This window comes from Escherichia sp. MOD1-EC6098, from assembly GCF_002965865.1.
Classification (GTDB): domain Bacteria; phylum Pseudomonadota; class Gammaproteobacteria; order Enterobacterales; family Enterobacteriaceae; genus Escherichia; species Escherichia marmotae.
The window spans coordinates 88,582-111,036 of sequence record NZ_PTSN01000015.1 but is presented as its reverse complement, the minus strand read 5'-3'; the positions used below and the strand labels follow the sequence as shown (position 1 = coordinate 111,036).

Annotated in this window: 22 protein-coding genes and 1 pseudogene; 12 read left to right on the top strand and 11 right to left on the bottom strand. The window is 50.8% G+C overall.

Annotated features, from left to right (window positions below):
* Window positions 1-14 precede the first annotated feature (14 nt).
* The gene (gene yggS / locus C0K55_RS16350; protein WP_016262525.1) at window positions 15-719 is read right to left on the bottom strand and encodes a pyridoxal phosphate homeostasis protein; all 705 of its coding nucleotides are present in this window, start codon (window positions 717-719) and stop codon (window positions 15-17) included.
* Between the two features lie 17 nt (window positions 720-736).
* Between yggS and C0K55_RS16345 the strand changes: the two genes are divergently transcribed.
* Entirely contained in the window at window positions 737-1,717 is a 981-nt protein-coding gene (locus C0K55_RS16345) for a PilT/PilU family type 4a pilus ATPase (RefSeq protein ID WP_105266617.1), read from the top strand.
* Window positions 1,718-1,880: 163 nt separating this feature from the next.
* On the opposite strand, the gene ruvX is transcribed toward C0K55_RS16345, so the two are convergent.
* The 8 genes from ruvX to metK form a co-directional block, all read right to left on the bottom strand.
* Window positions 1,881-2,297, bottom strand: a complete 417-nt coding sequence (gene ruvX, locus C0K55_RS16340) for a Holliday junction resolvase RuvX (protein WP_000017106.1) — start codon at window positions 2,295-2,297, stop codon at window positions 1,881-1,883.
* On the bottom strand, window positions 2,297-2,860 hold the full coding sequence (locus C0K55_RS16335) for a YqgE/AlgH family protein (protein ID WP_010378695.1): 564 nt from the start codon (window positions 2,858-2,860) through the stop codon (window positions 2,297-2,299). The genes ruvX and C0K55_RS16335 overlap by 1 nt, the downstream gene beginning before the upstream one ends.
* 108 nt (window positions 2,861-2,968) lie before the next feature.
* Window positions 2,969-3,919 carry a glutathione synthase gene (gene gshB / locus C0K55_RS16330; protein ID WP_105266616.1) on the bottom strand — a complete coding sequence of 317 codons (951 nt, stop codon included), beginning with the start codon at window positions 3,917-3,919 and terminating at the stop codon, window positions 2,969-2,971.
* A gap of 12 nt (window positions 3,920-3,931) precedes the next feature.
* Window positions 3,932-4,663, bottom strand: a complete 732-nt coding sequence (gene rsmE / locus C0K55_RS16325; RefSeq protein WP_001517055.1) for a 16S rRNA (uracil(1498)-N(3))-methyltransferase — start codon at window positions 4,661-4,663, stop codon at window positions 3,932-3,934.
* An 80-nt stretch (window positions 4,664-4,743) separates the two neighbouring features.
* The gene (gene endA, locus C0K55_RS16320; protein WP_000286521.1) at window positions 4,744-5,451 is read right to left on the bottom strand and encodes a deoxyribonuclease I; all 708 of its coding nucleotides are present in this window, start codon (window positions 5,449-5,451) and stop codon (window positions 4,744-4,746) included.
* A gap of 94 nt (window positions 5,452-5,545) precedes the next feature.
* Window positions 5,546-6,043, bottom strand: a complete 498-nt coding sequence (locus C0K55_RS16315) for a SprT family zinc-dependent metalloprotease (RefSeq protein WP_105266615.1) — start codon at window positions 6,041-6,043, stop codon at window positions 5,546-5,548.
* A gap of 76 nt (window positions 6,044-6,119) precedes the next feature.
* Window positions 6,120-7,514: a galactose/proton symporter gene (gene galP / locus C0K55_RS16310; RefSeq protein WP_105266614.1), complete on the bottom strand. Its 1,395-nt coding sequence runs from the start codon at window positions 7,512-7,514 to the stop codon at window positions 6,120-6,122.
* A 481-nt stretch (window positions 7,515-7,995) separates the two neighbouring features.
* Window positions 7,996-9,150 carry a methionine adenosyltransferase gene (gene metK / locus C0K55_RS16305; protein WP_001062125.1) on the bottom strand — a complete coding sequence of 385 codons (1,155 nt, stop codon included), beginning with the start codon at window positions 9,148-9,150 and terminating at the stop codon, window positions 7,996-7,998.
* Between the two features lie 55 nt (window positions 9,151-9,205).
* On the opposite strand from metK, the pseudogene C0K55_RS26920 reads away from it, so the two are divergent.
* From C0K55_RS26920 to speB, 6 genes and pseudogenes are all read left to right on the top strand, one after another.
* Window positions 9,206-9,457: pseudogene (locus tag C0K55_RS26920) on the top strand (hypothetical protein).
* Window positions 9,458-9,567: 110 nt separating this feature from the next.
* Window positions 9,568-9,711: a protein YqgG gene (gene yqgG, locus C0K55_RS26915; protein ID WP_269446598.1), complete on the top strand. Its 144-nt coding sequence runs from the start codon at window positions 9,568-9,570 to the stop codon at window positions 9,709-9,711.
* A 93-nt stretch (window positions 9,712-9,804) separates the two neighbouring features.
* Window positions 9,805-9,936 carry an acid stress response protein YqgB gene (yqgB, locus tag C0K55_RS16290; protein WP_001338822.1) on the top strand — a complete coding sequence of 44 codons (132 nt, stop codon included), beginning with the start codon at window positions 9,805-9,807 and terminating at the stop codon, window positions 9,934-9,936.
* A gap of 8 nt (window positions 9,937-9,944) precedes the next feature.
* A complete protein-coding gene (gene speA / locus C0K55_RS16285; RefSeq protein WP_016249181.1) occupies window positions 9,945-11,921 on the top strand; it encodes a biosynthetic arginine decarboxylase in 1,977 nt (658 codons plus the stop codon).
* A gap of 145 nt (window positions 11,922-12,066) precedes the next feature.
* Complete coding sequence (locus C0K55_RS16280; RefSeq protein ID WP_000758927.1) at window positions 12,067-12,798, top strand: hypothetical protein; 732 nt, start codon at window positions 12,067-12,069, stop codon at window positions 12,796-12,798.
* 135 nt (window positions 12,799-12,933) lie between these two features.
* Window positions 12,934-13,854 carry an agmatinase gene (gene speB / locus C0K55_RS16275; protein WP_000105566.1) on the top strand — a complete coding sequence of 307 codons (921 nt, stop codon included), beginning with the start codon at window positions 12,934-12,936 and terminating at the stop codon, window positions 13,852-13,854.
* Window positions 13,855-13,983: 129 nt separating this feature from the next.
* On the opposite strand, the gene loiP is transcribed toward speB, so the two are convergent.
* The gene (loiP, locus tag C0K55_RS16270) at window positions 13,984-14,742 is read right to left on the bottom strand and encodes a metalloprotease LoiP (RefSeq protein WP_000701822.1); all 759 of its coding nucleotides are present in this window, start codon (window positions 14,740-14,742) and stop codon (window positions 13,984-13,986) included.
* Between the two features lie 277 nt (window positions 14,743-15,019).
* Between loiP and tkt the strand changes: the two genes are divergently transcribed.
* Window positions 15,020-17,011, top strand: a complete 1,992-nt coding sequence (tkt, locus tag C0K55_RS16265; RefSeq protein WP_001517051.1) for a transketolase — start codon at window positions 15,020-15,022, stop codon at window positions 17,009-17,011.
* 42 nt (window positions 17,012-17,053) lie between these two features.
* On the opposite strand, the gene C0K55_RS16260 is transcribed toward tkt, so the two are convergent.
* Entirely contained in the window at window positions 17,054-17,962 is a 909-nt protein-coding gene (locus C0K55_RS16260; protein WP_001517050.1) for a prohibitin family protein, read from the bottom strand.
* 378 nt (window positions 17,963-18,340) lie between these two features.
* Between C0K55_RS16260 and cmtB the strand changes: the two genes are divergently transcribed.
* The 4 genes from cmtB to glpX are packed head-to-tail and all read left to right on the top strand — an operon-like array spanning window position 18,341 to window position 22,454.
* The gene (gene cmtB, locus C0K55_RS16250; protein WP_001236708.1) at window positions 18,341-18,784 is read left to right on the top strand and encodes a PTS mannitol transporter subunit IIA; all 444 of its coding nucleotides are present in this window, start codon (window positions 18,341-18,343) and stop codon (window positions 18,782-18,784) included.
* 27 nt (window positions 18,785-18,811) lie between these two features.
* Entirely contained in the window at window positions 18,812-20,200 is a 1,389-nt protein-coding gene (gene cmtA, locus C0K55_RS16245) for a PTS mannitol transporter subunit IICB (protein ID WP_105266677.1), read from the top strand.
* A gap of 14 nt (window positions 20,201-20,214) precedes the next feature.
* Window positions 20,215-21,492: a zinc-binding dehydrogenase gene (locus C0K55_RS16240; RefSeq protein WP_016249179.1), complete on the top strand. Its 1,278-nt coding sequence runs from the start codon at window positions 20,215-20,217 to the stop codon at window positions 21,490-21,492.
* Entirely contained in the window at window positions 21,489-22,454 is a 966-nt protein-coding gene (gene glpX / locus C0K55_RS16235) for a class II fructose-bisphosphatase (RefSeq protein WP_016249178.1), read from the top strand. Before C0K55_RS16240 ends, glpX begins: the two co-directional genes overlap by 4 nt.
* Window position 22,455: the final 1 nt, after the last annotated feature.

The following is a 22,455-nucleotide window of genomic DNA, read 5'->3' as shown; positions in this document are numbered from 1 at the left end:
GTTCCTTTAATTCCTTATTTTTTAGAGTAATCACGTGCACCAAAGATAGCAGTGCCGATGCGAACCATCGTGCTACCTGCCGCAATGGCGGCTTCCATATCATCTGACATCCCCAGAGAGAGGGTGTCGACATGCGGGTAGCGCGTTTTCAGTCCGGCAAATGCTACAGCCATTTGGCGTGCAACTTCAAACTGCCTTACATATTCTGACTCTGGCGCGGGGATCGCCATTAGCCCGCGCAGGCGTAAACGCGGTAGTTCTGCGACCGCTGCTGCCAGCTCGTCCAGCTCTGCCAGTTGAATGCCTGACTTACTGTTTTCATCGCTAATGTTGATTTGAATCAGTACGTTAAGAGGGGGAAGTTCTGCCGGACGCTGATCGTTAAGACGGGTGGCGATACGCAAACGGTCGATGGTATGACACCAGTCGAAATGCTCTGCCACCAGGCGGCTTTTATTAGACTGCAACGGGCCAATAAAATGCCACTCTAATCCTGTTACGCCCAGTTCCTGAAAGTGGCGAATTTTATCTACCCCTTCCTGAACATAGTTTTCACCAAATTGACGCTGCCCGGCGTCGATGGCTTCTGCGATGGCGCTCGCAGGTTTTGTTTTACTGACTGCAAGCAGCGTAATTTCTTCTGGAGAACGGCCGCAACGCGTTGCAGCCGTTGAGATTTTGTCCCGAACCTGTGCCAGGTTATGCGCAATATCGTTCATTTTCCGAGGATCTTAGTATGAATATGGAAGAAATTGTGACCCTTAGTGTAAAGCATAACGTCTCGGATCTACACCTGTGCAGCGCCTGGCCAGCACGATGGCGCATTCGAGGGAGAATGGAGGTCGCGCCGTTTGACGCGCCAGACGTCGAAGAGTTGTTGCGGGAGTGGCTGGATGACGATCAACGGGCGATATTGCTTGAGAATGGCCAGCTTGATTTTGCGGTATCGCTGGCTGAAAAGCAGCGGCTACGAGGCAGTGCGTTTGCGCAGCGGCAAGGCATTTCTCTGGCGTTACGGTTGTTACCTGCGCATTGCCCGCAGCTCGAACAACTTGGCGCGCCGCCGGTATTGCCGGAATTACTCAATAGCGAGAATGGCCTGATTCTGGTGACGGGAGCGACGGGGAGCGGCAAATCGACCGCACTGGCGGCGATGGTTGGTTATCTCAATCAACATGCCGATGCGCATATTCTGACGCTGGAAGATCCTGTTGAATATCTCTATGCCAGCCAGCGATGCTTGATCCAGCAGCGAGAGATTGGTTTGCACTGTATGACGTTTGCATCGGGATTACGTGCGGCATTGCGGGAAGATCCCGATGTGATATTGCTCGGAGAGCTGCGTGATAGCGAGACAATCCGTCTGGCGCTGACGGCGGCAGAAACCGGGCATCTGGTGCTGGCAACCTTACATACGCGCGGTGCAGCGCAGGCGGTCGAGCGGCTGGTAGATTCATTTCCGGCACAGGAAAAAGATCCCGTGCGTAATCAACTGGCCGGTAGTTTGCGGGCGGTGTTGTCACAAAAGCTGGAAGTGGATAAGCAGGAAGGGCGCGTGGCGCTGTTTGAATTGTTGATTAACACGCCAGCGGTGGGGAATTTGATACGCGAAGGGAAAACCCACCAGTTGCCACATGTTATTCAAACCGGGCAGCAGGTGGGGATGTTAACTTTTCAGCAGAGTTATCAGCAGCGGGTGAAAGAAGGGCGCTTGTGAGGCTAAAGCGGCTGATTAGCATCGTAAATATGCCTGATGCGACGCTGACGCGTCTTATCAGACCTACAATCGCTGCCAAATGTAGGCCGGATAAGGCGTTTACGCCGCATCCGGCAAGACGGACGATGACGCTATCTACAATTTGCCAGGCTTGCAAATCGCCTTAATATCCCTGCTCAAAATAACTTTCGAGAATGATAACCGCAGAGGCAGAGTCGACTTTGCCTTTGTTGAGCGCCCGATAACCGCCCTGTTCAAACAGGCCGGAACGCGCTTCCACGGTGCTAAGACGTTCGTCATGTAGCTTTACTTCAACACCGAAACGACCATGAATACGGTTGGCGAATTTACGCGCCCGGGCGGTTAGCGGTTGTTCGGTGCCGTCCATGTTCAGCGGCAAACCGACGATGATTTCGTCTGGCTGCCACTCTTTCAACAAACGCTCGATAATATTCCAGTCCGGCGTACCGTCCTGCGCTTTAATCGCAGGCAAAGGGCGAGCGGTGCCAGTAATGCGTTGACCAACCGCTACGCCAATGCTTTTGGTGCCGAAGTCGAAGGCAAGTAAAGTCCCGCTCATCAGGCGTGTCCCGCCACATCAGGCATGGTAAGAATATCAACACCAATCAGCCTTGCCGCATCGCGCCAGCGGTCGGCTATCGGTGTTTTGAACAGAATATTCAGATCTGCCGGAGCGGTTAGCCAGGCGTTGTCGAGAATTTCTTGTTCCAGTTGGCCTTTATCCCAGGAGGAGTAACCCAACGCAACCATCACGTCAGAGGGTTGTTTATCGGTGCCGAGCGTTTCCAGCACATCACGGGAAGTGGTCATCACCGTGTTGTCTGAAATGCGAATACTGGAAGTAAAATTTGATGGTGGAGTATGCAAAATAAACCCACGATCTTCAGCCAGTGGGCCACCGAGCATAACAGGCTTGTCCAGACGGATTGACTCATCACGCGGCTCCGGCGTGATCTTTAATTTTTCCAGAATCCCTTCAATTTTAAGATTTTCCAGAGGCTTGTTAATGATAATCCCCATTGCACCCTCTGGATTATGTTCGCAAATGTAGACCACCGAACGACGGAAAATCGGATCCTGGAGAGCAGGCATGGCAATAAGAAAGTGATGCTGTAAATTCATTGTCAGAGGTTCTGTTTCCTGGTTCAAAAAAGCAACAGCGCCCAGTATGCGTGGAAAGACGGGCGCTGTCACTCATAGTCTCAACGAGATCCCTCTCGTTAAGCTGGGTTATCGTTGCTGTAAACGTGCTTCGATGGCATCCATTAGCATTCCGGTGATCGAGACCGGAAACTCTGCTTCAATCTCACGAATACAGGTTGGGCTGGTGACGTTAATTTCAGTCAGGCGGTCTCCGATAATATCCAGGCCAACAAAAATTAGCCCTTTTTCTTTCAGCGTCGGCCCTACCTGGCGGGCGATTTTCCAGTCACTTTCAGTTAGCGGACGAGGTTCGCCGCGACCACCGGCAGCCAGATTGCCACGGGTTTCGCCACCCTGCGGAATACGCGCCAGGCAGTACGGTACGGGCTCGCCATCCACCACCAGAACGCGTTTGTCGCCATCTTTAATGGCAGGCAGGTAATTTTGCGCCATACAGTAGCGAGTACCGTGCTCAGTCAGGGTTTCGGCAATCACGCCGAGGTTCGGATCGCCTTCTTTCACGCGGAAAATCGACGCGCCACCCATGCCGTCCAGCGGTTTAAGGATAATGTCAGTGTGCTTTTCCCAGAACGCTTTCAACTGTGCTTTATTACGCGTGACCAGCGTTTCTGGTGTTAAGTCAGAGAACCAGGCGGTAAACAGTTTTTCGTTACAGTCGCGCAGGCTCTGTGGCTTGTTAACGATCAACGTTCCTTTCTCTTCAGCACGTTCCAGAATATAAGTGGCGTAGATAAACTCGGTATCAAACGGCGGATCTTTACGCATCAGGATCACGTCGAGATCGGCCAGTTGCAGATCCTGCTCACCCGTGAACTCGTACCATTTATCGTAGTTCTGTTCGACGCTCAAAGTAAGGGTACGAGCGCGAGCCTCACCATTGATCAAATAGAGATCGCCCATCTCCATATAGTGAAGTTCGTAACCACGACGTTGTGCTTCCAGCAACATAGCGAAACTGGAATCTTTCTTGATGTTGATGCTTGCGATGGGGTCCATCACGATGCCGAGCTTGATCATTATTTTTCTCCGTTAGCCCAGATCACCAAAACGTACTTGTAGCGCAGTTATGGCGGTGAGCGCAGTTGTCTCTGTACGCAAAACGCGAGGTCCCAGCAGGATATCAGTAAATTGATAGCGGGCAGTCATGGCAATTTCATCTGCTGATAATCCGCCTTCCGGGCCAATCAGCAGGCGGATGCGTTCGACCGGCAACGGCAGCGTGTTAATGCTGTTACTGGCGCGCGGGTGAAGATTCAGTTTCAGTCCTTCATCTTGCTCTGCACACCAGGCTTCCAGATCCATTGCAGGACGGATCTCCGGCACCCGGTTACGACCACACTGCTCGCAGGCGGCAATCGCAATTTTCTGCCACTGCTGGAGCTTCTTGTTCAGACGTTCGCTATCCAGTTTAACGCCGCAGCGTTCAGAAAAAAGTGGCGTAATGAGGCTTACTCCAAGTTCGATCGATTTCTGGATAGTGAATTCCATTTTTTCACCGCGTGACATTACCTGACCGAGATGAATATGCAGAGGCGATTCACGATCGTCGAGCTGACCTTCCAGCACGTTAACTTCCACGCTTTTTTTGCTGGCGCTGGTAATCTCTGCGTCAAAGACCTGGTTGCTACCGTCAAATAACTGTAACGCCTGACCAGGCCCCATACGCAGTACACGACCGATATGGTTAGCGGCATCTTCGCAAAGTGCAATGTGCGAGTTGCTGATTAATGGTTCAGGATGATAAATGCGGGGGATACGCATGGTTAAAAATCCGCGTCGTCTCCCCACGCAGTTGCCTGCGTGGGGTAGGGGTTTAACAAAAAGAATCCCGCTAGTGTAGGTTAGCTCTTTTGCGCCTGGCAAGCGCGTTGCACATACGGGTTATGATTGCCTTGCACCTTTGCAATGCGTTCGTCGCGCTCGCACTCCCAATCGGTGACCGGATACATCTTGTTCCAGGCGTTAAACAGTTGCGTTTGCTGGCGTGAGAGTGTCAGGTTGTACTGGTCACGCATATAGAAATAAGTTCTGGCAATGATGCCTCGCGTATGAGCTGGTGGTTCCGCCACTTTTTCTTTGAAATCCACCTTCATGGCGCACTGTCCATACTGACCCTCGCCACCATTCCACTGACTGTACATAAAGTTGCCGCGATCGCCGTTCACTTCGCCTATCGAGGGCTGCAGGTTATGCATATCGCTTTCCATTTTGCGATAAACCGGATCTTTGGCGCAGTTTTTACGTCCGCCGTCTTGCCAGCATTGACGCTGGTGGCCGAACTGCCAGGCGGGAACCACGTGTTCCCACTCCACACGACTGGCGCGATTTTCATTTTTGCGTACCTGATATCCGCATGACTCCAGATCCACAACGCCTTTTTTACCCTGCCAGTTGATTTTACAGCCGCAGTAAAATGTTCCCGGTGCGTCAGCATAGACTTTTACTGCCGCATTTTTCGCCTGGGAAAAACTATTGATGCCTTCGGCCAATACCTGGCCGGAAAATGCTGCGCTCAGTATCACCGCAGCAACAGACAAATAACGGTACATCATTTACTCCGTGTTAAAACGAGCCAGCAACGTAGCGAAAGTTGTTTTACTATGCAATCAGCCAGATCAGGAAAGTTCCTGATAGTTCAGGTGGTTATTTCGCAACCAGTTGTTCGCCGCAATGAACGCAGCGATAGACGGCCTCTCCACGCACCACACGGTTATGGCGGCGCACGGTAAGCTGATGCTCCTGGCATTTACAGCGGTAGGGGAAGGTGTTGCGGCGTACGGATTGTAGCTCAAATTGATGCGTGCGGCGGGCGGGAACACCCAGCACACTTTCCATCATCCATTTCCACTCTTTGCCATGCGGTGCCACGCGACCAAAGTGTTTCCACACCAGTAAATGCGCCAGCTCGTGCGGTATGACTTCTTCTATAAAAGCTTCGCTGTTTTCCATCAACAGCACCGGATTGAGACGAATTTCATAGCTGTCCAGCCAGGCAGTACCGGCGGATGTACCACGCTGGGTGTAAGCGATTTTTGGCTCCGGGTAATTACGCTCCAGCTTCAGGTTGGCCTGGGCGAGTTTTTCCCGCAGACGACGCATAACGGCCTGTTGGATGGCGATAGGGAGACGGGGCGTTTTCATAGCGGCTGAGGATAAAGCGAAGAAAAGATGACTGCAAGAGGTGGCTTCCTCCGCGACGGGAGGAAGCCAGAGACGATTAATCGTGAGCGCCGATTTCGCGCAGTTTACGACCCTTCATCAGATTACGTTCAATGTGTTCCAGCGAAACGTGTTTGGTTTCCGGTACCAGCCACAATGTCAGCAGGATAAACAACACGTTCAGAGCCGCATACACCCAGAAGGTGTTGGCGTTGCCCAGCGTGTTGAGCATAGTCAGGAACGTTGCGCCGACGATCATGTTGGCAATCCAGTTGGTGGCGGTGGAGCAGGTGATGCCAAAATCGCGGCCTTTCAGCGGCTGAATTTCAGAACACAGTACCCAAATCAACGGACCTGCGCTCATGGCAAAACCGACAATAAACATCAGCAGCATGGCAATGGCAAAATACTGCGCCGACGGTGAGTGGATACCGATATGCATCATCGTACCCAGTATGCCCATGCCAGCAGCCATTACCATGAAGCCCAGCGTCAGCGTCGGTTTCCGTCCCCAGCGGTCAACCAGACCAATAGCGATAAAGGTGGCGAGTACGTTGGTCAGACCAACGATCACTGTCCCCCACATTTGCTCGGTAGTATTGGTATAACCCGCCAGTTCGAAGATTTTGGGCGCGTAATACATGATGACGTTCATCCCGGTGAATTGCTGCATCACCTGTAACAGCACGCCAAGGAATACCGCACGACGGAAGTTGCTGTTTTCTTTAAACAGTGCCCAACCGCTCTGTTTGACCTGCAAACTTTCACGGATTTCATCCAGTTCGCGTTTCGCTTCCGCGCTGGTGTCGCGCAGGCGCAGCAGCACGCGTTCGGCATCAACAAAACGGTGTTTGGCGGCAAACCAACGTGGGCTGTCTGGCAGGAAGAAAACACCAATCAGTAGCAGAATTGCCGGGATGATAATCACACCCAGCATCCAGCGCCATGCGCCGGTGTAGCTGAAGGCGGTATCAGAAAGATAAGCGCCGAGAATGCCGATGGTAATCATCAACTGATACATCGAGATCATACTGCCACGAATTTTCTCTGGCGCAATTTCGGAGAGGTATAGTGGCGCGGTATAGGAAGCAACACCCACCGCCAGACCCAGCAGAACGCGAGAAAGAATCAGTACTTCAACGTTTGGCGCTGCGGCTGAGAACAGCGAACCAGCAACAAACAGAATAGCGCCGATCATCAGGCTCTTTTTACGTCCGAGTTTAAAAGAGAGCCAGCCGCTACCCACCGCACCGACTGCCGCACCAAACATCATGGAGCTTACGACCCATTCTTGCGTGTGCGAGGTAATCTGGAATTCATCTGCAATAAACGGCAGTGCGCCAGCAATTACACCGATATCTAGGCCAAAGAGTAATCCCGCCAGAGCGGCAAGGAAGCAGACGAAAAACGTCATTGCCTTGTTTGACCGCCCCTGTTTTTTAGCGTCAGGCATGATGCCCTCCAATATGTTATTTTTTATTGTGAATTAAGATAGGTGAGTACGACGCAAAAAGATGTGAAGCATGTCACATCAGTGTAATCGATTACACTAACATTTATAGTGGTTATAATTTAAGTACATGAAAAAAATTGAGTTATAACATCATAGATTAAGCGAAGTTATCTGCAATTAAGACTTTGCTGAAAAGAAATGTAACAATCATGAAAACTGAATAATATGATGAAAATATTATAAATACTGGGTTGGTGTGGTTGGTGTAATCGGTTTCAGTTGTTGTGATGAACTACGGATAAACGTGTTCAGCAACGGAATGTTGCTATCGTGTGGGCGGCTTTTGCCGGATGCGGCGTGAACGTTTTAGCCAGCCTACATGTAGCAATGGTTGTAGGCCTGGTAAGCGTAGCGCATTGGGCATTTTTTAGAAAAGAAAAAGGCCAGTGCGAGGCTGGCCTTAGAAAGTGGGGATGAAAGATTATTTCAGACCGGCGGCATCGCGCAGTAGCTGCGCTTTGTCGGTTTTTTCCCACGGGAAATGCTCGCGACCAAAGTGACCATATGCAGCGGTATCTTTATAGATTGGGTGCAGCAGATCCAGCATCTTAATCAGACCGTATGGACGCAGGTCGAAGAACTCGCGCACCAGCAGGGTCAGTTGTTCAGTAGGGACTTTCTCAGTACCGAAAGTTTCTACCATGATGGAAGTCGGTTCAGCCACGCCGATCGCGTAGGAAACCTGAATTTCACAACGGTCAGCCAGACCCGCTGCCACGATGTTTTTCGCAACATAGCGTGCTGCGTAAGCTGCGGAACGGTCCACTTTGGATGGATCTTTACCAGAAAACGCGCCGCCACCGTGACGAGCCATGCCGCCGTAGGTATCAACGATAATTTTACGCCCCGTCAGACCGCAGTCACCCATCGGGCCGCCGATAACAAAACGTCCGGTCGGGTTGATGAAGAATTTGGTTGCGGAAGTCAGCCATTCTGCTGGCAGGATCGGCTTAATGATCTCTTCCATTACCGCTTCTTGCAGGGATTTCTGATCGATATCTTCAGAGTGCTGGGTGGAAAGCACTACTGCATCGATGCCAACGATTTTGCCGTCGTCATACTGGAAAGTAACCTGGCTTTTTGCGTCCGGGCGCAGCCACGGCAGAGTGCCGTTTTTACGCACTTCAGCTTGACGTTGTACCAGACGGTGTGCATAGGTGATTGGCGCTGGCATCAGCACATCGGTTTCGTTGGTGGCATAGCCAAACATCAGACCCTGGTCGCCAGCGCCTTGTTCCAGCGGATCAGCACGATCAACGCCCTGGTTAATGTCAGGGGACTGTTTGCCGATAGCGCTCAGAACCGCACAAGAGTTAGCGTCAAAGCCCATGTCGGAATGCACATAGCCAATTTCGCGAACGGTGTTACGGGTGATCTCTTCAATGTCCACCCAGGCGCTGGTGGTGATTTCACCGCCAACTAAAACCATGCCGGTTTTTACGTAGGTTTCGCAAGCAACACGTGCTTTCGGATCCTGTTCGAGGATCGCATCTAAAACGGCATCAGAGATTTGGTCAGCAATTTTGTCAGGATGCCCTTCAGAGACGGACTCGGACGTAAAAAGGTGTTTTGCCATATTTAATATCACCTAAAGAGAATTTAGTTAGCTCAAACTGTTGTGTGGATTTTCTGTGGTAGTGGCTCCTTCCACGACTCTGCAGGTTAAAAACACTGGCAGTCTGAGTGTTAATCAGTATGGATGGATTAACATCTGGATGGCTATTTTAGGTCAAGACGTCATCCGATTTCCACTTTTTTTTGAAGCGTATCTCATTCCGTTAAAAACGTAGCTGGAAATTTTTCCTGACAATGCTGGCATTCTGTGTATTTATCTTTTGCAATTTTCTGCCATTGTGGGGTATAAAACGCGGCGCGCGGCTTAAATAAAAAGCACACGACGTTCCTTTCGTGTTGCCACTTCCAGCCGGGTTGAAATCAGTGTTTTAGCTTGTTGGTTCGTCTTCGCAGGCGGCCGTGGAGGTGATACGAAATAATGAATCGTTGTCTGCTGCTTAATCTGTCGCACCGTTCTGGTGTAGATTCGTTCCCCGCACTCTGCATCTCTGCATTGCATACCTGCCGATGTTATACCCATCTCGGCGCTTCTCAGGATTCAAGAGCTGGCAACAGTTACTGATGACTGAACAAGGGCGCTCTTGTAAATACAAGAGTTTTCTCGTGGTTTCGCCGGACTGTCACACTTACGTTCGGTTATGTGCTTAATAATGTTATGAAAAAGAAACCGGTTGCGCAGTCGGAGCGTCAGCATACGCTGCTGGAAAATCCGTGTGCTTATGGGTTGTTATCGCAGTTTCAGGCTGCGATAGTGGTTAACTGTTTTACACTTAATAAAATAATTTGAGGTTCGCTATGTCTGACGACATGTCTATGAGTTTGCCTTCGTCAGCGGGCGAACACGGTGTACTACGCTCCATGCAGGAGGTTGCAATGAGCTCCCAGGAAGCCAGCAAGATGCTGCGTACTTACAATATTGCCTGGTGGGGCAATAACTACTATGACGTTAACGAGCTGGGTCACATTAGCGTGTGCCCTGACCCGGACGTCCCGGAAGCTCGCGTTGATCTCGCGCAGTTAGTGAAGACCCGCGAAGCGCAGGGCCAGCGCCTGCCTGCACTGTTCTGCTTTCCGCAGATCCTGCAGCACCGTTTGCGTTCTATTAACGCCGCGTTTAAACGTGCGCGGGAATCCTATGGCTATAACGGTGACTACTTCCTCGTTTACCCGATCAAGGTTAACCAGCACCGCCGCGTGATTGAGTCCCTGATTCATTCTGGTGAACCGCTGGGGCTGGAAGCAGGTTCAAAAGCTGAGTTGATGGCGGTGCTGGCGCATGCTGGCATGACCCGCAGCGTCATCGTCTGTAACGGCTATAAAGACCGCGAATATATCCGCCTGGCGCTGATTGGCGAGAAGATGGGCCATAAGGTTTATCTGGTTATCGAGAAGATGTCTGAAATCGCCATTGTGCTGGATGAAGCGGAACGTCTGAACGTGATCCCTCGTCTTGGTGTACGTGCGCGTCTGGCCTCGCAGGGGTCTGGTAAATGGCAGTCTTCCGGTGGTGAAAAATCGAAGTTCGGTCTGGCGGCAACCCAGGTACTGCAACTGGTTGAGACACTGCGTGAAGCCGGACGTCTCGATAGCCTGCAACTGCTGCACTTCCACCTCGGTTCGCAGATGGCGAATATTCGCGATATCGCGACAGGCGTTCGTGAATCTGCGCGCTTCTATGTTGAGCTGCATAAGCTGGGCGTCAACATTCAGTGCTTTGACGTTGGCGGTGGTCTGGGCGTGGATTATGAAGGCACCCGTTCGCAATCCGATTGTTCGGTGAACTACGGCCTCAATGAATACGCTAATAACATTATCTGGGCAATTGGCGATGCCTGTGAAGAGAATGGTCTGCCACATCCGACGGTGATCACCGAATCGGGTCGTGCGGTGACTGCGCATCACACTGTGCTGGTTTCCAATATTATCGGTGTGGAACGTAACGAATACACCGTTCCAACCGCACCAGCAGAGGATGCGCCGCGCGCACTGCAAAGCATGTGGGAAACCTGGCAGGAGATGCACGAACCGGGAACTCGCCGCTCTCTGCGTGAATGGCTGCATGATAGCCAGATGGATCTGCACGATATCCATATTGGTTATTCTTCTGGCACTTACAATCTGCAAGAACGTGCATGGGCAGAACAGCTCTATTTGAGCATGTGTCATGAAGTGCAGAAGCAACTGGATCCGCAAAACCGCGCCCATCGCCCGATTATCGACGAATTACAGGAGCGTATGGCGGACAAAATGTACGTCAACTTCTCGCTATTCCAGTCGATGCCGGATGCATGGGGTATCGACCAGTTGTTCCCGGTTCTGCCGCTGGAAGGGCTGGATCAAGTGCCGGAACGCCGCGCTGTGCTGCTGGATATCACCTGTGACTCTGATGGAGCCATCGACCACTATATCGATGGTGACGGCATTGCTACGACAATGCCAATGCCGGAGTACGATCCGGAGAATCCGCCGATGCTCGGTTTCTTTATGGTCGGTGCCTATCAGGAGATCCTCGGCAACATGCACAATCTGTTTGGTGATACCGAAGCGGTTGACGTGTTCGTCTTCCCTGACGGCAGCGTAGAAGTGGAGCTGTCTGACGAGGGCGATACCGTTGCGGATATGCTGCAATATGTGCAGCTCGATCCAAAAACGTTGTTAACCCAGTTCCGTGACCAGGTGAAGAAAACCGATCTTGATGCCGAACTGCAACAACAGTTCCTTGAAGAGTTCGAGGCAGGTTTGTACGGTTATACCTACCTTGAAGATGAATAATTAAGATTATTCTGCTGGCGGACCGATTTAATTGATTAATTCGGCCCGCTTTTTATTTATATATTCTTAAAAATAATCTGGTTACTTTCCTTCTAATATAATCTCCCTACAATCGCTGCATTAATTAAATGCAGAGGGATCGGTTATGAAAAAATGGAAAGTACGCGTTGCGCTGGTGGGATTGTTCGTACTGCTTGCAGGTTGTTCCAGTAATGCGCAGTATAATAGTAGTGCATCTGGCAATGTCGGCACTGCCTGGGGCGGGGATGTGCACTCAACGGTTCAAGGCGTATCTGCTGAACGCGCCTGGCGCGATCCGGCAGAGATGATCGTTATTAGTTATTCGACTAACATTCCTTCCGGATACGACCGCGTTTATAGCATTCGGATTAACGAACTGGAATATGCTATTCGCGATGCTAATTTTAATTCGCTTCCTATTACTCGGGTATATGATTCATCGAATAATAAACCTCGATATATTGTTCATGCCAGAGTGGGAATGAATTATCAATTATATGTTCGTAACTATAGCCGTAACACTAACTATGAGATCGTTGCCACAGTTGATGGGCTGGATGTTCTGAACGGCAAGCAAGGTTCGCTGAATAACAATGGCTATATTGTGAATGCCGGTGATTCGTTAGCGATTAAAGGTTTCCGTAAAGATAAACATACCGAAGCTGCTTTTCAGTTTGCCAACGTTGCTGATTCCTACGCCGCCAATTCGGCGCAAGGCGATGTACGTAACACAGGGGTGATTGGTTTTGCCGCTTTTGAATTACAAGGCTCAGCGAAAAATGCGCTACCGCCGTGCTCTGGACAAGCCTTTCCGGCAGACAACAATGGCTATGCTCCACCACCGTGTCGTAAATAGCAACCCCGCTTGATGCTTCACCCATTTAGGGCGATAATTAGCACAAACTTGTGTTTCGCAAATCCAACCCTTCCTCGTCGGGCCTAACGACGCGGAAGGGTTTTTTTATATCGACTTTGTAAAAGGAGTCCATCCATGAGCACCTTAGGTCATCAATACGATAACTCACTGGTTTCCAACGCCTTTGGTTTTTTACGCCTGCCGATGAACTTCCAGCCGTATGACAGCGATGCTGACTGGGTAATTACCGGCGTGCCGTTCGATATGGCTACTTCTGGTCGTGCGGGGGGGCGTCACGGTCCGGCAGCTATTCGCCAGGTTTCGACTAATCTGGCCTGGGAACACAACCGCTTCCCGTGGAATTTCGACATGCGTGAACGTCTGAATGTCGTCGACTGTGGTGATCTGGTATATGCCTTCGGTGATGCCCGTGAAATGAGCGAGAAACTGCAGGCGCACGCTGAGAAGTTGCTGGCTGCCGGTAAGCGTATGCTCTCCTTCGGTGGTGACCACTTTGTTACGCTGCCGCTGCTGCGTGCTCATGCTAAACATTTTGGCAAAATGGCGCTGGTACACTTTGACGCCCACACCGATACCTACGCGAACGGTTGTGAGTTTGACCACGGCACTATGTTTTATACCGCGCCGAAAGAAGGTCTGATTGACCCGAATCATTCCGTGCAAATTGGTATTCGTACTGAGTTCGATAAAGACAACGGCTTTACCGTGCTGGACGCCTGCCAGGTGAACGATCGCAGCGTGGATGACGTTATCGCCCAGGTGAAGCAGATTGTTGGTGATATGCCGGTCTACCTGACTTTTGATATCGATTGCCTGGATCCTGCGTTTGCGCCGGGAACGGGTACGCCGGTAATTGGCGGCCTGACCTCCGATCGCGCCATTAAACTGGTACGCGGCCTGAAAGATCTCAACATCGTTGGGATGGACGTAGTGGAAGTGGCTCCGGCATACGATCAGTCGGAAATCACTGCTCTGGCAGCGGCAACGCTGGCGCTGGAGATGCTGTATATTCAGGCAGCGAAAAAGGGCGAGTAAGCGCCGGATGTGATGCCATCCGTAGGCCGGATAAGATGCGCCAGCATCGCATCCGGCGATGTGCTCTGGCCATATATGTCAGATGCGGCCTAAACGCCTTATCTGACCTACGTTCGGCACCACCAGGTCTTACTTAACCCCATCAGCGCTCATACGGTCGCGAATATGCTGGGCGCGCTCCGCGGATGCTGGATGGTCGTCAAACATTGAGCTTTGACGGCCTTCTTCCAGCTTCGCCAGTTTTTCAAAGCTGGTGGCAAGGCCTGCCGGACTGATGCCGCGTTGGCGCAGCAAGTCATAGGAGTAATCGTCCGCCTCAGCTTCCTGACGCTGGGAGAATTGCGAATTGACTAATTTCTCGCCCAGATCGCCTAGTTGTGATTGAGATAAACTACCGACAATCCCGCCCGCCGATGCCGCAGCTACTCGCACTGCGTTTGTTCCAAGCGCGACCTGCATCCCTTTCTTCACATGGCCTAACGCCACGTGTCCCATTTCGTGACCGATCACCGCTTCGACTTCGTTATCAGTCATCATATCCATCAGTCCGCTATAAACACGGATGCAGCCGTTGGCCATCGCAAAGGCGTTCACATCCTTTGCCATATACACTTTGTAATTTACCGGCTGACCGTTGATATTGTTGCCCAGCGCGTTGGCAATAGTGGCCAGACGTTTAGCATATTCGCTACTGGCTGGCGCAATCGTCGCCTTACTGTCCATCTCCTGACATGCCTGATCGCTCAGGGCTTTGACCTGCGCATCACTCAGAGTGTAAGCCTGAAAAGCTTCCGCTCCTGATGAGAGCAGCCCACTGGAGTCCATATTCTGGCAACCGGTCAATACCGTTGCCACGCTCATTGCTATCAATAAGGCGCGAATTTTCATGTTTTCTCTTCCGCACAAAGTCAGGATTATTCTAAAAATGCGCCGTTTGCAGGTGAATCGACGCTCAGTCTAAGTATAAGGAAAAGCGCAGCGGACGGGCGAGCAGATTGCGCAACATGCGAGCATGATCCAGAGATTTCTGAACCGGCAAAAGGATGTTCCATGTACATGACGCGTGGCTTGCGGTAAATTGTTGGCAAATTTTCCGGCGTAGCCCAAAACGCGCTGTCGTCAAGTCGTTAAGGGCGTGCCCTTCATCATCCGATCTGGAGTCAAAATGTCCTCACGTAAAGAGCTTGCCAATGCTATTCGTGCGCTGAGCATGGACGCAGTACAGAAAGCCAAATCCGGTCACCCGGGCGCCCCGATGGGTATGGCTGACATTGCCGAAGTCCTGTGGCGTGATTTCCTGAAACACAACCCGCAGAATCCGTCCTGGGCTGACCGTGACCGCTTCGTGCTGTCCAACGGCCACGGCTCCATGCTGATCTACAGCCTGCTGCACCTCACTGGTTATGATCTGCCAATGGAAGAGCTGAAGAACTTCCGTCAGTTGCACTCCAAAACTCCGGGCCACCCGGAAGTGGGTTACACCGCAGGTGTAGAAACCACCACCGGTCCGTTGGGTCAGGGTATTGCTAACGCAGTCGGTATGGCGATTGCAGAAAAAACGCTGGCGGCGCAGTTTAACCGTCCAGGTCACGACATTGTCGACCACTACACCTACGCCTTCATGGGCGACGGCTGCATGATGGAAGGCATTTCCCACGAGGTTTGCTCTCTGGCAGGTACGCTGAAGCTGGGTAAACTGATTGCGTTCTACGATGACAACGGTATCTCTATCGATGGCCATGTTGAAGGCTGGTTCACCGATGACACTGCAATGCGTTTCGAAGCTTACGGCTGGCACGTAATCCGCGGTATTGACGGTCACGACGCTGCCGCTATTAAACGCGCAGTAGAAGAAGCGCGTGCAGTGACTGACAAACCGTCTCTGCTGATGTGCAAGACTATCATTGGTTTCGGTTCCCCGAACAAAGCCGGTACGCATGACTCCCACGGCGCGCCGCTGGGCGATGCGGAAATTGCACTGACTCGTGAGCAGCTAGGCTGGAAATACGCGCCGTTCGAAATCCCGTCTGAAATCTATGCTCAGTGGGATGCGAAAGAAGCCGGTCAGGCGAAAGAGTCTGCATGGAACGAGAAGTTTGCGGCTTACGCGAAAGCTTACCCGCAAGAAGCGGCTGAATTTACCCGTCGTATGAAAGGTGAAATGCCGTCTGACTTCGACGCGAAAGCGAAAGAGTTCATTGCTAAACTGCAGGCTAATCCGGCTAAAATTGCCAGCCGTAAAGCGTCTCAGAATGCCATCGAAGCATTCGGTCCGCTGTTGCCGGAATTCCTCGGCGGCTCCGCTGACCTGGCTCCGTCTAACCTGACCCTGTGGTCTGGCTCTAAGGCAATCAACGAAGATGCTGCCGGTAACTACATCCATTATGGTGTTCGCGAATTTGGTATGACCGCGATTGCCAACGGTATCTCCCTGCACGGTGGCTTCTTGCCGTACACCTCCACCTTCCTGATGTTCGTGGAATACGCACGTAACGCTGTACGTATGGCTGCACTGATGAAACAGCGTCAGGTGATGGTTTATACCCACGACTCCATCGGTCTGGGCGAAGACGGCCCGACTCACCAGCCGGTTGAGCAGGTTGCTTCTCTGCGCGTGACCCCGAACATGTCTACATGGCGTCCGTGTGACCAGGTTGAATCCGCCGTTGCGTGGAAATATGGCGTTGAGCGTCAGGACGGCCCGACCGCGCTGATCCTCTCCCGTCAGAACCTGGCGCAGCAGGAACGTACGGAAGAGCAACTGGCAAACATCGCGCGCGGTGGTTACGTGCTGAAAGATTGTGCCGGTCAACCGGAACTGATCTTCATCGCCACCGGTTCTGAAGTCGAGCTGGCGGTTGCAGCATACGAAAAACTGACTGCTGAAGGCGTGAAAGCGCGCGTAGTTTCCATGCCGTCTACCGACGTGTTCGACAAACAGGACGCGGCTTACCGTGAATCCGTACTGCCGAAAGCCGTCACCGCACGCGTTGCAGTGGAAGCAGGTATTGCTGACTACTGGTACAAGTATGTTGGCCTGAACGGTGCTATCGTCGGTATGACCACCTTTGGTGAATCTGCTCCGGCAGAGCAACTGTTCGAAGAGTTCGGCTTCACCGTTGAAAACGTGGTAGCGAAAGCGAAAGAACTGCTGTAATTAACACTATGGTGTGTGAAGAGCCGCAAATGCGGCTCTTTTTTATTTGGTTGAGATAAACGGAACGGTACTGCCAGGGATCATGGTATCGGGCAGTTTTCCGTCCCAGCGTTCGGCAGTGGTAAGGGCAACAAGCCCTGGGTTATCTCGCAGAGCTTCACCGCGCAGGCGGATAGCTTCTGCTTCAGCCCCACTTTTTAAACGAATAGTTTCTGCTTCTGCCGCGCCTCTTACGCGAATCGTCTCTGCTTCTGCTTTGGCTGCCGCCAGTTTACTGTCTGCTTCTGCCTGCGCCTGAGTTACCGCAATTTGTGCCTGGATTTTCTCTGTTTCCAGATTTTGTTTCCGTGTGGCAATGGCGACTTCCGCTTTCATACGATCTTCAATTGATTTTTCATAAGCGTCCGAAAAATCAATATTTTCAATCTGGACCCCGTCAATCACCACCGGACCAACAACGGCTTTGCGCATTGCATTTTGCAGATCCTGAACCAGTTTCGTGCGATCCTGTACAGCGCTGATGGCCGTATATTGACCGAAAACGTTCTCCAGTTGGGTTGGCAACTGGCGAACAATCAGGCGATCTTTTAATGCTTCAATGGTGTTGTAGGTGGTATAAACCGCGCCTGCTTCCGAAGGCTTAATATGGAAACTGACTGACACAGTCATTTGTGCGGGTTGCTGGTCGCGGCTGTATGCCTGTAATCCCTGATAGACAACAGCCTGATTACGCGTGGAAATTTTCTCTACGCTTTCCATAAACGGGATCTTAAAACCCAGCCCCGGATCGGCAACTTTTACTATTTTTCCATAGCGCAACAAAATACCACGTTCACCTTCATTCACGGTGTAATACGACAGAAATGGCAGCACAATAACGGCAAGCACGCCAATGGCGATGGCAAGCGATTTTTGTGGGCGGAATGAGGTTATTGAAACAGGTGCTTTCATGTGAGTCTTCCTTGAGTGAAGTGTGGAAATATGTCACATGAGGTGAGAAGAAAACAGCCAACAGTCGAGAATTCAGAATCTATAAAGGGGGAATGGCGGAAAACCAACGAATGAAATAAGTATGTTTTCGAACATTCAATAAATAAATGGTGATATGCATCACGAATGTAATAACGTATAAAATATCTATTATGTGACATACACAGCAAATATATAGTTGACTTACGTAAAATTATTTTTATGTCATTGTTATTTAATGCTTTGCTATTTTAGCTCGTGGAGTTTGTGTTTTCACGTGCACAATTGCTTTCATTAAGTCGCACGAGTATTTTATTTTTACCGCCGGACAGTACCCTAAAAATAAAATAAGGATAATTTATGCGGCTTATTGATTATTTCCCGGAATCATCAATCTCAGTTATATCTTCAGCAAAAGACTGGCAGGATGTTATCGATTTTTCGATGGCGTCATTGTTAGCAAAAAATTATATCAACGAGAATTACATTCAGTCTATTAAAGACTCAACTACCCGCAACGGGCCTTATTATATTCTCGCGCCGGGCGTAGCAATGCCCCATGCACGACCGGAATGTGGGGCGCTTAAAACCGGGATGTCACTGACATTACTCGAACAGCCAGTTTGTTTCCCCGGAAGTGATGAACCGATCAAATTACTCATCGGGCTTTCTGCTGCCGATGCTGATTCGCACATTGGTGCTATTCAGGCGTTAAGTGAATTACTGTGCGAAGAAGAAATACTCGAACAACTATTAACAGCAACATCAAAAAAACAATTAGCGGACATTATCAGCCGCGGATAATTACTCTCTCCTCTACAGGATAACATTATGGAAAACAAGTCTGCTCGTGCAAAGGTCCAGGCTTTTGGTGGCTTTTTGACTGCAATGGTCATCCCCAATATCGGTGCTTTCATTGCCTGGGGTTTTATTACTGCTTTATTTATTCCTACGGGTTGGATGCCTAACGAACACTTCGCCAAAATTGTTGGCCCCATGATTACCTATTTATTGCCCGTGATGATTGGTTCTACCGGTGGTCATCTGGTCGGCGGTAAACGCGGTGCGGTCATGGGGGGAATAGGGACGATTGGTGTGATCGTCGGTGCGGATATTCCGATGTTTCTCGGTTCGATGATCATGGGGCCGTTAGGTGGTCTGGTCATAAAATATGTCGATAAAGCACTGGAAAAACGCATACCTGCTGGTTTTGAGATGGTTATCAATAACTTCTCATTAGGTATTGCCGGGATGATCCTCTGCCTGTTGGGCTTTGAAGTCATCGGTCCGGCAGTGTTAATTGCCAATACTTTCGTCAAAGAGTGTATTGAGGCGCTGGTACATGCGGGTTATCTACCTCTGCTGTCAGTCATCAATGAACCGGCAAAAGTGCTTTTCCTTAATAATGCGATCGATCAGGGCGTCTATTACCCGTTGGGAATGCAGCAGGCATCGGTTAACGGTAAATCTATCTTCTTTATGGTGGCGTCCAATCCTGGGCCGGGTTTAGGCTTGCTGCTGGCATTCACTCTGTTTGGTAAAGGGATGAGCAAACGCTCTGCGCCTGGTGCGATGATTATTCACTTCCTCGGTGGCATCCACGAGCTGTATTTTCCGTATGTATTGATGAAGCCGTTGACCATTATCGCCATGATTGCAGGCGGTATGTCTGGCACCTGGATGTTCAATTTGCTGGATGGCGGCCTGGTGGCAGGTCCTAGCCCGGGTTCTATTTTTGCTTATCTGGCACTGACGCCGAAAGGCTCGTTCCTGGCGACAATTGCCGGTGTTACGGTCGGTACTCTGGTGTCCTTTGTCATCACATCCCTGATACTGAAGATGGAAAAAACGGTGGAAACGGAGAGCGAAGATGAGTTCACCGAGTCAGCCAATGCGGTAAAAGCTATGAAGCAGGAAGGTGCATTTTCATTAAGTCGTGTGGAACGTATTGCCTTTGTTTGTGATGCGGGAATGGGCTCCAGCGCAATGGGGGCAACCACCTTCCGCAAACGTCTGGAAAAAGCCGGACTGACCATTGAAGTAAAACATTACGCCATAGAAAACGTGCCTTCGGATGCTGATATCGTCGTCACTCACGCCAGTCTGGAAGGACGAGTGAAACGTGTGACGGATAAACCGCTGATATTGATTAATAACTACATTGGCGATCCAAAACTCGACACTTTATTTAATCAATTAACCGCCGAACATAAAAACTGATTGCAGAGGTAAAAATGAAAACCAAAGTTGCTGCTATTTATGGCAAGCGGGATATCCGTCTGCGTGAATTTGAGTTACCCGAAATTACTGATAATGAACTGCTGGTCAGTGTAATTTCTGATAGTGTTTGTTTATCCACCTGGAAAGCGGCGTTGCTTGGTAGCGAACATAAACGGGTGCCGGACGATTTAGAAAATCACCCGGCGATCACCGGGCATGAATGTGCCGGAGTCATTGTTGAAGTGGGTAAAAATCTTACCGACAAATATAAAAAAGGTCAGCGATTTGTTTTACAGCCTGCGATGGGGTTACCCAGCGGATATTCTGCGGGATACAGCTACGAATATTTTGGTGGTAATGCCACCTATATGATTATTCCTGAAATCGCGATTAATTTAGGCTGCGTATTACCGTATCACGGCTCTTATTTTGCTGCGGCGTCGCTGGCGGAGCCGATGTGCTGCATTATTGGCGCTTATCATGCTAATTATCACACTACGCAATATGTTTATGAGCATCGAATGGGCGTCAAATCTGGCGGCAATATTGCGCTACTGGCGTGTGCTGGCCCGATGGGAATTGGCGCTATCGATTACGCCATTAACGGCGGCATTCAACCATCACGGGTGGTAGTGGTCGACATCGATGAAAAACGGCTGGCACAAGTACAGAAGCTGCTGCCGGTGGAGATGGCGGCCAGCAAAGGGATTGAGCTGGTATACGTGAATACCAAAGGGATGAGCGATCCGGTACAGATGCTGCGGTCGCTGACAGGAGATGTCGGGTTCGATGATGTTTTTGTCTATGCGGCGGTGCCTTCGGTCGTTGAGATGGCTGATGAATTGCTGGCGGAAGATGGTTGTCTGAACTTCTTTGCCGGGCCAACGGATAAAAACTTCAAAGTGCCGTTTAACTTTTACAACGTGCATTACAACAGCACTCACGTCGTTGGGACGTCCGGTGGTTCTACGGATGATATGAAAGAGGCGATTGCCCTTAGCGCCACGGGGCAGTTGCAGCCGTCGTTTATGGTGACCCATATCGGTGGCCTGGATGCGGTGCCAGAAACCGTACTCAATTTGCCGGATATTCCCGGCGGCAAAAAACTCATTTATAACGGCGTCACCATGCCGCTGACCGCCATTGCCGATTTTGCCGAAAAAGGGAAAACAGATCCGCTGTTTAAAGAGTTGGCGCGACGGGTTGAGGAAACGCACGGCATCTGGAATGAACAGGCCGAGAAATATCTGCTGGCACAATTTGGCGTTGATATCGGGGAGGCCGCGCAATGATGTCCCTTGCGTGGCCATTATTTCGCGTTACGGAACAGGCCGCGTTGGCTGCCTGGCCGCAAACCGGATGTGGCGACAAAAATAAAATTGATGGCCTGGCGGTTACCGCGATGCGTCAGGCATTAAACGACGTCGCTTTTCGTGGGAGAGTGGTTATCGGTGAGGGGGAAATTGACCATGCGCCGATGCTGTGGATTGGCGAAGAGGTTGGTAAAGGTGATGGGCCAGAAGTCGATATCGCGGTTGATCCGATTGAAGGCACCCGGATGGTGGCGATGGGGCAGAGTAATGCCCTGGCGGTAATGGCCTTCGCCCCACGAGATAGCCTGTTACACGCGCCCGATATGTATATGAAAAAACTGGTCGTTAACCGACTGGCTGCAGGAGTGATTAATCTGTCTTTGCCCCTGACGGATAACTTGCGCAATGTGGCAAAAGCATTGGGCAAACCATTGGATCGATTACGCATGGTTACGCTGGATAAACCCCGTCTTCATGCCGCGATTGAAGAAGCGACGCAACTGGGCGTGAAAGTATTCGCCCTGCCGGATGGCGATGTTGCTGCCAGTGTGCTGACTTGCTGGCAGGATAATCCTTACGACGTGATGTACACCATCGGTGGTGCGCCAGAAGGCGTTATTTCTGCCTGTGCAGTCAAAGCGTTAGGTGGAGATATGCAGGCAGAGCTTATTGATTTTTGTCAGGCCAAAGGTGATTACACGGAAAATCGGCAGATTGCACAACAGGAGCGCCAGCGTTGCAAGGAAATGGGGGTTGAGGTCAACCGTGTGTACTCGCTCGACGAACTGGTGAGAGATAAAAATATCCTCTTTAGCGCCACGGGTGTGACGGGCGGAGAGCTGGTGAACGGTATACAACAGACGGCGAATGGGGTGCGGACGCAGACATTACTGATCGGTGGCGCAGACCAAACGTGTAATATAATAGACTCCCTGCATTGAT